Genomic DNA, 12,674 nt, shown 5'->3' with positions numbered 1-12,674 from the left:
ACGAATATTTAAGGAAACAGAGATGAAATCATACCTACTTATCGCAAGCGCACTGCTGAGCAGTTCAGCCTTCGCCGACCAAATGGTGACTCTACAAGATGGAAAACAAGTACTGCTGAAAGACGACTTTACGTGGCAGTACGTGGCACAGAAACAAGCGGAAGAAGTAGCGACAACTTCAGAGATCGCCGTGCCTGTCGCAGCAGTACCCGTAGTCGCTGTCCCAGTTACGACGAACACGCGTGGCACTACGATTGTAGTGAATAGTAAAAAGCCAAGCTTACAGCTGTCTCAATCAGGAGTGGATGTTGTACTGGGTGCAAGTCGTTATGAAGGTGGTGAACTTATCATTCCGACAGCCATCACCAACCAAGGCACTCAAGCTGTCATTTTAGTATCACTTAACATCAGCGTATTTACTGCAGAGGGTACGTTGTTGGCAGAAGAAGAAGTTGCTGTATGGAAATCAATCAAACGTATGGCTGACACATACTTGCGACCAAAGACGGGTGAAGAAGGCAAGCTAATCAAGATCGACCTAGAACAACACCCTGAATATCAGATTAAAGCTGAGATTACTGAAGTACTGGCTCGCTAAACCGGAGTCACGTACAGATAGATAGCGAAGAAATGGCAAGCGCAACCCGCCAATACAAACAAGTGCCAGATTGCATGGTTGTAAGGGATGCGTTTTGCAACATAGAAAATCACACCCAGCGAATAGATCACCCCGCCAACCGCTAACAACACCAAACCACCTATATCGATGTTCATCGCTAATTGATAAACAACAATCAAAGATAGCCAGCCCATCGCTAAGTAAATGAACAGCGATAAGCGCTTGAATCGGTAAACGAAGGCAATCTTCATGATGATACCGACCAGCGCAATTCCCCAAATAACCGCCATCAAGCCCATCGCCAATGGGGTTCTTAAGCCAACCAATAAAAACGGCGTGTAGCTACCTGCGATCAGTAAATAAATCGCACAGTGATCGAGGGTTTTTAGTAAACGCTTGGTTTTTTCTGTGGTGATCGAGTGATAAAGCGTGGAAGCAAGAAAGAGCAGGATAATGCTGCTGCCATAGATTGTCATACTGGCAACCGTCAACATGTCGGCTTGGTAATCAAACGCGCGAATCAGCAGCAGGACTAAACCAACCACGCCAAGCACAACACCCAAGCCATGGGTTATCGCATTGGCGCGTTCTTCGATGTCACTGTATTCGCTCGCCGATGATGCAGACATGATTATCCTACTAGAGTAAATGTTCGATTTGCCTAGTATTGCACATTAAGCTTACACGTGTAAGCTTAAATTTTTATGACATCTTTTATGACATCTTTTATGACATCTTTTATGACATTAATAACGCCTAAACGGTGTGATGAAGCTAAGGTCTCTAAAGCTACAGAACCAAAGAGCTAACTAAGATGCGTTGTCTAGATACTCAAGTACCATCTTGCCCGCATCTTGTGGTGACGTATCCAATGGCACACTCAATTGACGCTGCAGTTGGCCAATGCCTAACAAGCTCGCCAACATGCCTTTTGCACCATCGCGATTACGGTCTATCTCAAACCACAACTTAAGCTCAGTTTCATCACGATGAGCTACAACCTCAAGCTCACGCCAACGGCCATGATAAGGACCCGTCGTCGGAACAAACTCGAACTCTTGTACAAATGGCAGTTCAAAGCCTTCTACCGCTTCACACTCCACTTGGCGAATACGCAGCCCTTGAGCTTCAAGCTCGTTAAAAATACCATCGAGGAGTGCGTCAGGGCGCACCGTTAAGATGTCTTTATCCGATGGATCAATCGCCATCGCAATATCTAATCCCGTTTCAAGCCATACTTTTGAATCACCAATCGTCACTGGGGTATTCAACGGAACATCAAATTCACACTCGAAATCACGGGTTTCACCCGGCTGAATAACAAAGGCATACGGCAGGCTCCATTTAGCCAACGAGTATGTCTGGTGCATTCGACGTGTTTGACCGCCCTCTTGCCTTTGCGAATTCATAGTAATTTCTTTGACGTAACGACAGCACAAGTTGAGATCGATATTGTCGATCTCTTGTGGCTGAGCGCCACCATAGACATGCACAATAATGCTCGCCTTCTTGCCTGGATAAAGCACTTCCTGTTGCAATACAGAATCCACCTTGGCAGATCCAATTCCAAAACTTGCTAACGTTTTCTTTAAGAACGACATATGCACCTCCTTTAAAGCATCATCTTAAGCCTGAAAGAGGTTCAAACTCAAATATACTGCTCACACTATTTTAGCTCTAATATCGTCTATTTATCACTCAGGCGTCGATCGATAACTTAGATAGTGATAATCTAAGCCTTGATATGCATGCATATCATTATCCTGATTTATTTTTCGGATTGGCGAAAGCCAGACGAGTGACGCTTCAAGCAATTGAGGTGGAGCTCATGGTAAATCAGGCCATTAGATTGGCAATGGATATGCCTGACCGTTAGGTAAATTAATGCGCCCAACAGCTGTCAGGTTCTCGCACACCAACCGTAGTGCGATGCGTCGTCGTAGTGGCTTTGTTGCTGCTCCAACGGCTAAGAAATTGGCTCCTACAATGACTCTAGTTGAGAAGACTGCTTTATTAGCACCGACTACAACGAAAGTGATTAAAGCCGCTTAACAAAAAGCGCAGTTTTTACTGCGCTTTTTTCTTGCCCGCTCCCATCTTGAAATGTGTTTACACATTGGTATTCCCTACCCGATTTGATACCTTAGCCACAAATCATTATAAAATTTGTGGAGAAATAAAGTATGAAGTGTCACCGCATTGAAGAACTGCTTGAACTGATGGAGCCTGAGTGGCAGAAAGATCAAGAGCTTAACCTATTAGAGTTCATCATTAAGCTATCAAAAGAAGCGGGCTACCAAGGCAAGCTTGAAGAACTGACTGACGATGTTCTTATCTATCACCTAAAAATGCGCAACAGCGAAAAAGATGAGATGATCCCGGGCCTGAAAAAAGACCAAGAAGATGATTTCAAAACCGCAATTCTAAAAGCACGTGGCCTTCTTTAGTCGCCCGTTAGTTTAGAGCTCAATTGCCGTATAGATAAAACACTCAATTTTAAAAAGCGACCACCAGGTCGCTTTTTTGTTTCTGTTCGCTATTTTTTCGTCACAACTGTTATGACTTTTGTTGTTAAAGGTTGATAGCGTTAAAGAAATGAGAACAAGATTGTCGCTATAATCGCCATCCATAAGAATCTTCTAAAATAATAAGAGTGAGTGCGATAACAACAAATGCACCAAGCTCAATTTCAACAGGTTCTCTAAACCATACTTTCAAGTAATGTCGTCATGCCCGACTTAACCGGGCAAACAAGCCACAAAAAGGATAGTCCATGAGTCAGGATAAAATCGATATCAAAGATGTGACTCCTAAAACCTTTAACCCGAAAACACATAAAGGTAATGGAGATCGATTTAACCCAAGTAACCGAATCTATGTTCGAGAAAGCAAAGGTAAATTCCAACAACTGCGTCGCTATGGCGGTTGGTTCTTACTTTTACTTTTTGCGCTTATCCCATGGATTCCCTTTGGTGAACGTCAAGCGATCTTGCTCGATATCGGCAGCCAACAGTTCAACTTCTTTGGCACCACCTTATACCCGCAAGATCTGACCCTACTCGCGATCCTATTTATGATTGCCGCGTTTGGCCTGTTTTTCATAACCACCTTCTTAGGCCGTGTCTGGTGTGGCTATTTATGCCCACAAACCGTCTGGACCTTCATGTATATCTGGTTCGAAGAGAAGCTAGAAGGCGCTGCCAATAAGCGAAGAAAACAAGACTCGGGCAAACTGACGAGCAATTTAATCCTCAGAAAAACCCTCAAACACATTGCGTGGTGGGCGATTGCCATTGCGACGGGCTTAACCTTTGTTGGTTACTTCATCCCAATCAAAGAGTTAGTGGTTGGCTTCTTTACCTTTAACTCGTCTTTCTGGCCGGTGTTTTGGGTACTGTTCTTTGCTGGATGTACTTATGCCAATGCGGGTTGGATGCGTTCAATTGTTTGTCTGCACATGTGTCCTTACGCGCGTTTCCAGTCGGCAATGTTCGATAAAGACACCTTCATCGTTGGTTACAACACAGAACGTGGTGAAAGCCGTGGCCCTCGCTCTCGTAAAGCCGATCCAAAAGAGCTTAGTCTAGGCGACTGTATTGACTGTAATCTGTGTGTACAAGTGTGCCCTACGGGTATCGATATCCGTGACGGCCTGCAATACGAGTGTATTAACTGCGGCGCGTGTATTGATGCCTGTGACAACACGATGGAGCGTATGGGCTATGAGAAAGGCCTGATCAATTACACCACCGAGCACAGACTTGAAGGTCACTCGACCAAGGTAATGCGTCCCAAGCTGTTGGGCTATGGCGCTATCTTGATCGTGATGCTGGGCTTGTTCTTCGCCCAAATCGCGAGCGTTGATCCTGCCGGCCTAAGTGTTCTGCGTGACCGAAACCAACTGTTTAGAGTCAATAACCAAGGGTTGGTTGAAAACACCTACACCTTGAAAGTGATCAACAAGACTCAACAAGAGCAAGAGTACAAACTCGATGTTAGCGGACTGCCCGATTCTATCTGGTATGGTAAACAGACGATTACTGTCGATCCAGGCGAGGTTTTGAACCTACCTATCAGTTTGGGCGCCGACCCAGAAAAACTGAGCTCACCAGTTTCGACAATTCAGTTTATACTCTCGGATAATGAAGAGTTTACGATGGAAGTCGAAAGCCGCTTTATCAAGAAGCTCTGATACCCGCACCGTAGTGCTTGGTATAACAACCCAATAAATGGAAAAAGGCTCAGTAATGAGCCTTTTTTATTCTATGACGATGCAAGCCTTTAACTTTGATAACCTGACTCCTGACTTCATGTGGTACGCACTGGAGAGCATCGGAGTTCGCGCTGAATCCGGGCTTCTCGCTCTCAACAGTTACGAAAACCGTGTCTATCAGTTCACCGATGAAGACCGTAAGCGCTACGTCGTTAAGTTTTACCGTCCACAACGCTGGAACAAGGCACAGATCCAAGAAGAGCATGACTTCGCACTCGAGCTTATCGAACAAGAGATGCCGATTGCGCCTCCAATGCGAATCAACGGTGCAACCTTACATGAATACCAAGGCTACCTATTTGCACTATTTGAAAGTGTTGGCGGCAGACAGTATGAAGTTGACAATCTAGATCAATTGGAAGGCGTAGGACGCTTTCTTGGTCGTATTCATAAAGCCAGCGCGGGAAGAACATTCCAGCATCGCCCGACCATCAGCTTAGATGAATACCTTTATCAGCCACGTAAGATTCTAGAGAACTCTCAGTTTATCCCGACGCACCTAGAAAATGCCTTCTTCAATGACGTTGACCTTCTGATCAAAGAGCTAGAGAGCCAGTGGCCGAGCAACATTGAGAATATCCGCCTGCACGGTGACTGCCACCCTGGCAATATTTTGTGGCGCGATGGGCCAATGTTCGTCGATCTTGATGACGCACGTAACGGCCCTGCGATACAAGATCTGTGGATGCTGCTCAATGGCGAGCGCCAAGATAAGCTGATGCAACTGGATATTTTGCTAGAGAGTTACCAAGAGTTTTGCGATTTTAATACCGCACAACTGAAACTAATCGAACCACTACGCGGTCTACGTATGGTGCATTACATGGCATGGTTGGCGAAACGATGGCACGATCCTGCATTTCCTCTAGCCTTCCCATGGTTTAATGATCCAAAATATTGGGAGCAACAAGTACTTGCTTGTAAAGAGCAAATTGCTACCCTGCAAGAGCCACCACTTTCGTTAATGCCTCAGTGGTAACAGCAATCGCAACACAACTAGATAAAAATTCAAACATAATGGAGATTGGATAAATGAAAAAGCTATTCGCATTTTTCTCATTGATCATGTTGAGCCTTTCAGCTCACGCTGCGAAATTTAACGAAGGTGAACACTACAAAGTTCTCGATCTAGAAGCATCAAAAAAACCAATGGTGACAGAGTTCTTCTCTTTCTACTGCCCACACTGTAATAGCTTTGAACCAATCATCCAGCAGCTAAAACAACAGCTACCAAAAGACGCTAAGCTACAGAAGAACCATGTTTCATTCATGGGTGGCAACATGGGTCTGCCAATGAGCAAAGCTTACGCAACCATGATTGCCCTGAAAGTTGAAGATAAAATGGTGCCAGTGATGTTTAACCGCATCCACACCATGAACAAGCCACCACGCGATGAAGCAGAATTGCGTCAAATCTTCCTAGACGAAGGCGTTGATGCTAAGAAATTCGATGCGGCATACAACGGCTTTGCGGTCGACTCTATGGTTCGCCGCTTCGACAAAGCATTCAAAGACAGCGGCCTTTCTGGTGTACCTGCTGTTGTAGTTAACAACCGTTACTTAGTAGAAGCGCAAGGCATCAGCAGCCTAGACGAGTACTTTGAATTGGTTAACTTCTTACTGAAAAAGTAAAAAAACAATCAAAAATACAAAATAAGGGAGCTTCGGCTTCCTTTTTTGTACCTGACGCTTTTTAATGACTTCTTGCAAGAGACACCATCTTGGGATGCTGTTCGGTTTCCCATTTATCCAATTAACCTTTATATTCTGTTGTTTTCTATAATCTTTTATTAACAGCTATTTATTGCTACCAATCACTGGGGCAAGGAGCCTCTGAATGAAAATCAAATATACGTTATTGGCGTTAAGCGTTGCCGCTGCGCCCGCGTTAGCCAAGCTTGCTGATGAGCCAGGTTTCAGTGGTGAGATATCTATCAACGCCGGTGTCACTTCTTCAACCTCAAATTTTAATACCGACGCTGACAGTAAGATCTCATCGACTAACCAGAAAGCTTCGTCTGAGAGCTCGTTTTTAGTTGCGCCTCTCGGTAGCATTGCTTACACCTTTGGTGAAAAGCTGAACCATCAGGTTTACACAGGTACCGCGCGTGATGATGTGGCGACGGGTACTGTTGTGCTTGAGGTTGGTTATAAATACCAACTAGAGTCAGGCATGACCATCGATGCTTCGATTCTGCCAACTATTATGTCTGGCGAGACTTGGGCCGATCCGTACAACACGACGTCAGCTCGCAGCAAAACCGACGAGACGGGTAATGCCTTTCGTTTAACACTAGAGAGCATCGCTGGCTCTGCTTTCTCTTTAGACATGGCCTACGCCACCAAAGATGTGAAAGATGATCGAGTTGAAGACGCGCTAAAACGCGACGCCGATACTTTCTACCTGAAAGGTCAATATCGTCAGCCAATCAGTCGTACCATGATGTTAGTACCGTCACTGATCTACCAATCAAGTTCTGCGGATGGCAAAGCTGCCTCTTATGAACAGTTTGGCGGTGAGGTAAGCTTATTTGGCGGCATGGGACGTCATCAATACGCACTAACGGCGGGTTACAACCAACGCTCTTACGATGCGAGCAGCATTACTTTCCAAAAGAAACGCAGTGACGATAACATCAATCTATTCGCCGCGTATGAATATGATCAATTCATGGATTGGGAAAACTGGTCGTTTGTTTCTCTTGCAGGCTACGGTACTAGTGACTCGAACATTACCTTCTATGATGAGTCTCAATACATCGTATCACTCGGTCTGAACTACAAGTTCTAACTCCAGCCAGCGCCAATAAATTATCAAACTAAAGCCTGCACACAAGCAGGCTTTCTATTTACTACTACACAGCTTGAGCCGTGAGTTGCTTCAACAATCGGTCCATCGCTCGATAGCCCAGCGCTTCCGATAGGTGTTTCTTTTCTATCTGCTCGTTACCGTCAAGGTCAGCAATGGTTCGCGCTACCTTAATGATTCGGTGATAGGCACGAATCGACAGCCCCAATCGATGGAGTGCTGTCTCAAGAAACTCCGCATCTTCACGTCGCAGTGGGCAATACTTCTCAATTTCTCGACTGCCGAGTAAAGCATTTGATTTATGGTTGCGAGATAACATGGTTTGACGAGCCTGTTTGACCCTGTGCTTTACGACTTGGGTGGTTTCACCTCGGTCACCTCCTTCGGCCAACATTCCCTTGGGCAATAGAGGTATCTCCAATGACATATCGAACCTATCTAGCAAGGGGCCAGATAAACGGTTGAGATAGCGCAAGATTATCTGTGGGTTAGCCCGCGCTTGATTACCTTCGTAGTAACCTGTTGGACTTGGGTTGAGTGCACCGACCAACTGAAAGCGCGCAGGGAAACGCGTCTTGCCCGCTGCACGGGAGATAATAATCTCGCCCGACTCTAGTGGCTCACGTAATGAATCGAGCACCTTACGCTCAAACTCTGGCATCTCATCCAAGAACAATAAGCCGTTATGCGCCAAAGAGATCTCTCCGGGGCGAGGCACTGAGCCTCCTCCCACCAATGCCGCCATTGAGCTTGAATGGTGAGGGGATCGAAAAGGTCGTTGCTTCCAGTTGTACTGATTGATCTCTTGCTGCGTTAACGAAGCGACCGATGCAGTTTCCATCGCCTCGTCATCACTCATTTCAGGTAACAAATCACGCAGACGAGACGCCAACATAGTCTTGCCAGTTCCTGGAGGGCCAAGGAAAAGTAAGTTGTGATTTCCAGCGGCTGCTATCTCCAGAGCTCGCTTGCCTTGTTGTTGGCCGATAATATCTTGTAGGTCGCGAAGCACTGAAACATCAGCCTGATGATGTTCCGTTCTATATAGGCCAAGCTGAGTCTGTCCACACATGTCAGCACAAACCTCCAACAAGGTTTGCGCTGATTTATGAGCTCCCTTGCCCACCAACGCAGCCTGATCGCCGTTATGATGTGGGACAACTAAGCATCGTTCGACGCTATCGGCGGCTAACGTCGCTGGCAACACGCCCTTTACTGAACGCAACTCTCCTGACAACGCCAACTCACCGATGAATTCATGCTGAGCTATTTTTGATGTCGGTAGCTGATCCGATGCCACTAAAATCCCAAGCGCGATTGGCAGGTCGAAACGACCTCCTTCCTTGGGTAAATCGGCAGGGGCGAGGTTGACCGTGATTCTTTTGGATGGAAACTCAAAGCGGGAATTGATGATCGCGCTTCTCACTCGATCTTTAGATTCCTTGACCGTTGTTTCAGGTAGACCTACCAGCGTAAAACCAGGCATTCCGTTGCTTATATGCACCTCAACGGTCACTTCTGGCGCCTCTACACCCACACTAGCTCGACTATGAATTATCGCGAGTCCCATAACTTTCCTTTGTCTTTGATTTAAAAGTATTCGCTCTGGATATTCGTTGCTCACCAAAGCTATAAGGTTGTTATATAGCTTGGTGGAATGGTGTTTTAATGTGAAAAAAGAATGACATTTTCCTTGTCATGCGGCAGATTTGTGTGATAACACTAGAGATGTAGAAATTTACTGAAGACAATAAACGAGAAAACTCGAATATTATGATTTTTAACGCTCGCATTTACGCACTGATTAACCTGATTATCGTAGTCATTATTAAGACTGCGCGGGGGCGAGTGGGAAGAAAGTAACCACGAATTAGAAAAAACCCCCGCACTGACAAGTCCGGGGGTTTTTTCTAATTTAAACATTCGATTTTTATATTTTTGAGCATTTTCGGCTTTGCCGATTTACAGGAAGAATGGGAGCACAAGATGTGCAGAGACAAAGGAAACAGTTACCAAAATAAAGGTAATACGGGAGAATTCCGATGAAAGGCGCAGAACTAGTCGTATCCGCACTCAAGCAACAAGGAATTGAGACCGTATTTGGTTACCCAGGTGGTGCCATCATGCCAATCTACGATGCACTCTATGACGGCGGGGTTGAACATATCCTATGTCGCCATGAGCAAGGCGCTGCTATGGCCGCGATCGGCATGGCTCGAGCAACACAAGATGTCGCTGTTTGTATGGCAACGTCTGGCCCAGGTGCAACCAACCTAGTCACTGGCCTTGCTGATGCCTTTATGGACTCTATCCCAATGGTTGCAATCACAGGTCAGGTTGCAAGTTCCCACATTGGTACCGATGCATTCCAAGAAATGGATGTGATTGGTATGTCTCTGTCATGTACTAAACACAGCTACCTAGTGACTGATATTGAAGATCTTGCTCCAACCCTCGCTGAAGCGTTTGTGGTTGCGAAGTCTGGTCGTCCTGGCCCGGTTATCGTCGATATCGCTAAAGATGTTCAACTGGCTGAAGCTCCAGTTAACTCTCTTCCTGAATTTACTCCACCCGCAATTCCTGTTTCAACAACTGATGCCATTGAACAGGCGCAGTACTTCTTATCTCAAGCAACCCGTCCTGTTTTATACGTAGGTGGTGGTGTTCAACTTGCTAAAGCAACCGATGCGGTTCGTGAGTTTTTACGCCTTAACCCAATGCCAGCCGTAAGCACACTAAAAGGCTTGGGAACTATCGAACGTGATGACCCACACTACCTTGGCATGCTGGGTATGCACGGCACTAAAGCCGCTAACCTTGTAGTTCAAGAGAGTGACCTACTGATTGTTGTCGGTGCCCGTTTTGATGACCGAGTAACAGGCAAACTCGATACTTTTGCGCCACACGCGAAGGTTATCCATATCGATATCGATGCCGCTGAGTTCAGCAAACTGCGTCTTGCCAATGCGCCAATTCGCGGTGACATCAACAAGATCATGCCTCAACTAGAGCTAAGCCAAGACATCTCCTCTTGGGTTCATCACTCTGAAGGTCTTCGTAGCTCATTCAAATGGCGTTACGACCACCCTGGTGATCTGATTTTTGCTCCACTGCTGTTGAAGCAACTGTCAGACATGATGCCAGCAAGCTCTATCGTATCGACTGATGTGGGCCAACACCAAATGTGGGCAGCTCAGCACATTCAGCCTCGCGATCCACAGAACTTCATTACCTCTGCCGGTTTAGGCACCATGGGCTTTGGCTTGCCAGCTGCAATGGGTGCATCGGTTGGGCGTCCTGACGACCAATCTATACTTATCTCTGGTGACGGCTCGTTCATGATGAACATTCAAGAGCTTGGCACATTGAAGCGTCGTCAGATCCCAGTGAAGATGGTACTGCTTAATAACTCTCGTTTGGGCATGGTTCGCCAATGGCAATCGCTGTTCTTTGATGGCCGCCACAGTGAAACTATCTTAGATGACAACCCTGATTTCGTGATGCTCGCGAAAGCGTTCGATATCCCGGGCAAAACCATCACTCGTAAAGAAGAAGTAGAACCAGCATTGAAAGAGATGCTAGAGAGCAAAACCGCTTACCTACTTCATGTTCTTATCGATGAAGAAGAAAACGTATGGCCACTAGTACCGCCAGGTGCTTCAAACAGTGAGATGTTGGAGAACACATAACATGAAAAGATACCTATTAGACATCAAAGCCGATGATAAGCCTGTACTACTAGAGCGTGTTCTTCGTGTTATCCGCCACCGTGGCTTCATTGTTAAGCAAGTTGCGGGCACTCAAAACCACGAAAGCAAAGTGGCGAGTGTTGAGATCATCGTAGACAGTGACCGTCCGATCTCGTTCTTGGTAAACCAAATCGAAAAGCTGTGGGATGTACGTACCGTTGACGTTATCTCGATCAGCCGTAATGAACTGCCAAACAACAACTTACAACAAAAGATAAACGCATAAGGAACCGCAAACATGACAGCTAAAACAGCAGACTATATTTGGTTTAACGGTGAGATGGTTCCTTGGGCAGAGGCGAACGTTCACGTCCTGACTCACGCAATGCACTACGGTACTTCTGTGTTTGAAGGTGTTCGTTGTTACAACACACCAAAAGGGCCGGTTATCTTCCGTCACCCTGAACATGCTAAGCGCCTAAAAGACTCAGCAAAAATCTATCGCTTCCCTATTCCTTACACTGAGGAAGAAATTATGGAAGCGACTCGCGAAACGCTACGCCAAAATAAGCTAGAGTCAGCGTACATCCGCCCTCTAGGTTTCGTAGGTAACGTTGGTTTGGGTGTCTGCCCGCCAGAAAATACTGAGATGGAACTGATCATCGCTGCTTTCCCTTGGGGGTCTTACCTAGGCGAAGAAGCACTAGAAAACGGCGTTGATGCAATGATTTCTAGCTGGAACCGTGCCGCTCCAAACACGATCCCAACCGCAGCAAAAGCCGGTGGTAACTACCTATCTTCACTATTAGTTGGTGGCGAAGCTCGCCGTCATGGTTACGATGAAGGCATCGCACTGAGTGTTGATGGTTACCTTTCTGAAGGGGCTGGTGAGAACATCTTTGTGGTACGTAACGGCGTGCTATCCACACCACCAGCGACCAGTGCGATTCTGCCGGGTATCACGCGTGATTCGATCATGACACTAGCAAAAGACATGGGTTATGAGATCCGTGAAGAGAACATTGCTCGTGAAGCGCTATACCTTGCCGATGAAGTATTCATGACAGGCACAGCGGCGGAAATCGTTCCGGTTCGCAGCGTAGACAAAATTACAGTAGGTGAAGGCAAACGCGGTCCTATCACTGAAAAAGTTCAAGCGGCTTACTTTGGTCTATTCAATGGAACCACTGAAGATAAGTGGGGCTGGTTAGACTACGTTTACCCAGCAGACCAAACTTCAGAAAACCAAACGCAAACAACTAAGTAAGCAACAGCCAAATATTT

Annotated in this window: 13 protein-coding genes; 10 read left to right on the top strand and 3 right to left on the bottom strand. The window is 46.2% G+C overall.

The annotated features are described in order from the left end of the window. The first annotated feature begins 22 nt into the window (after positions 1–22). Positions 23–598: a DUF3157 family protein gene (locus AB6E78_RS10375; protein WP_060983481.1), complete on the top strand. Its 576-nt coding sequence runs from the start codon at positions 23–25 to the stop codon at positions 596–598. Here AB6E78_RS10375 and AB6E78_RS10370 read toward each other — a convergent pair. Further along, positions 595–1,248 carry a hemolysin III family protein gene (locus tag AB6E78_RS10370; protein ID WP_372133388.1) on the bottom strand — a complete coding sequence of 218 codons (654 nt, stop codon included), beginning with the start codon at positions 1,246–1,248 and terminating at the stop codon, positions 595–597. The two genes, AB6E78_RS10375 and AB6E78_RS10370, sit on opposite strands and share 4 nt — an antisense overlap. 180 nt (positions 1,249–1,428) lie before the next feature. After that, positions 1,429–2,220 (bottom strand): sporulation protein, encoded by a 792-nt coding sequence (locus tag AB6E78_RS10365; protein WP_017058778.1) that lies wholly within the window; start codon positions 2,218–2,220, stop codon positions 1,429–1,431. Positions 2,221–2,503: 283 nt separating this feature from the next. Here AB6E78_RS10365 and AB6E78_RS10360 point away from each other — a divergent pair, with 283 nt between their 5' ends. The 6 genes from AB6E78_RS10360 to AB6E78_RS10335 all read left to right on the top strand — a co-directional run bounded on the left by AB6E78_RS10360 (position 2,504) and on the right by AB6E78_RS10335 (position 7,683). Then, the gene (locus AB6E78_RS10360) at positions 2,504–2,671 is read left to right on the top strand and encodes a hypothetical protein (RefSeq protein WP_004739323.1); all 168 of its coding nucleotides are present in this window, start codon (positions 2,504–2,506) and stop codon (positions 2,669–2,671) included. 131 nt (positions 2,672–2,802) lie between these two features. Then, positions 2,803–3,066 (top strand): YihD family protein, encoded by a 264-nt coding sequence (locus AB6E78_RS10355; RefSeq protein ID WP_009848104.1) that lies wholly within the window; start codon positions 2,803–2,805, stop codon positions 3,064–3,066. Positions 3,067–3,392: 326 nt separating this feature from the next. After that, positions 3,393–4,811: a cytochrome c oxidase accessory protein CcoG gene (ccoG, locus tag AB6E78_RS10350; RefSeq protein ID WP_017063014.1), complete on the top strand. Its 1,419-nt coding sequence runs from the start codon at positions 3,393–3,395 to the stop codon at positions 4,809–4,811. A gap of 73 nt (positions 4,812–4,884) precedes the next feature. Further along, positions 4,885–5,871, top strand: coding sequence for a serine/threonine protein kinase (locus AB6E78_RS10345; RefSeq protein WP_146492808.1), 987 nt, complete (start codon positions 4,885–4,887; stop codon positions 5,869–5,871). A gap of 53 nt (positions 5,872–5,924) precedes the next feature. Further along, the gene (locus AB6E78_RS10340; RefSeq protein WP_055318939.1) at positions 5,925–6,524 is read left to right on the top strand and encodes a thiol:disulfide interchange protein DsbA/DsbL; all 600 of its coding nucleotides are present in this window, start codon (positions 5,925–5,927) and stop codon (positions 6,522–6,524) included. Between the two features lie 205 nt (positions 6,525–6,729). Further along, positions 6,730–7,683, top strand: coding sequence for a DUF2860 domain-containing protein (locus AB6E78_RS10335; protein ID WP_019825524.1), 954 nt, complete (start codon positions 6,730–6,732; stop codon positions 7,681–7,683). Between the two features lie 64 nt (positions 7,684–7,747). Here AB6E78_RS10335 and AB6E78_RS10330 read toward each other — a convergent pair whose 3' ends face one another. Beyond that, positions 7,748–9,271 carry a YifB family Mg chelatase-like AAA ATPase gene (locus AB6E78_RS10330; protein ID WP_019825526.1) on the bottom strand — a complete coding sequence of 508 codons (1,524 nt, stop codon included), beginning with the start codon at positions 9,269–9,271 and terminating at the stop codon, positions 7,748–7,750. A 472-nt stretch (positions 9,272–9,743) separates the two neighbouring features. Between AB6E78_RS10330 and ilvG the strand changes: the two genes are divergently transcribed. Genes ilvG through AB6E78_RS10315 form a run of 3 tightly spaced genes read left to right on the top strand, consistent with a single transcriptional unit; the run spans position 9,744 to position 12,657 of the window. Continuing rightward, a complete protein-coding gene (ilvG, locus tag AB6E78_RS10325) occupies positions 9,744–11,390 on the top strand; it encodes an acetolactate synthase 2 catalytic subunit (protein ID WP_048657824.1) in 1,647 nt (548 codons plus the stop codon). Between the two features lies 1 nt (position 11,391). After that, positions 11,392–11,676, top strand: coding sequence for an acetolactate synthase 2 small subunit (gene ilvM, locus AB6E78_RS10320; protein ID WP_017055442.1), 285 nt, complete (start codon positions 11,392–11,394; stop codon positions 11,674–11,676). A gap of 12 nt (positions 11,677–11,688) precedes the next feature. Further along, positions 11,689–12,657, top strand: coding sequence for a branched-chain amino acid transaminase (locus AB6E78_RS10315; RefSeq protein WP_017063017.1), 969 nt, complete (start codon positions 11,689–11,691; stop codon positions 12,655–12,657). Positions 12,658–12,674 lie beyond the last annotated feature (17 nt).

It is taken from the genome of Vibrio sp. 10N.247.310.98 (genome assembly GCF_041467395.1).
Lineage (GTDB): Bacteria > Pseudomonadota > Gammaproteobacteria > Enterobacterales > Vibrionaceae > Vibrio > Vibrio crassostreae_C.
This window is presented reverse-complemented; position numbering and strand designations above follow the sequence as displayed.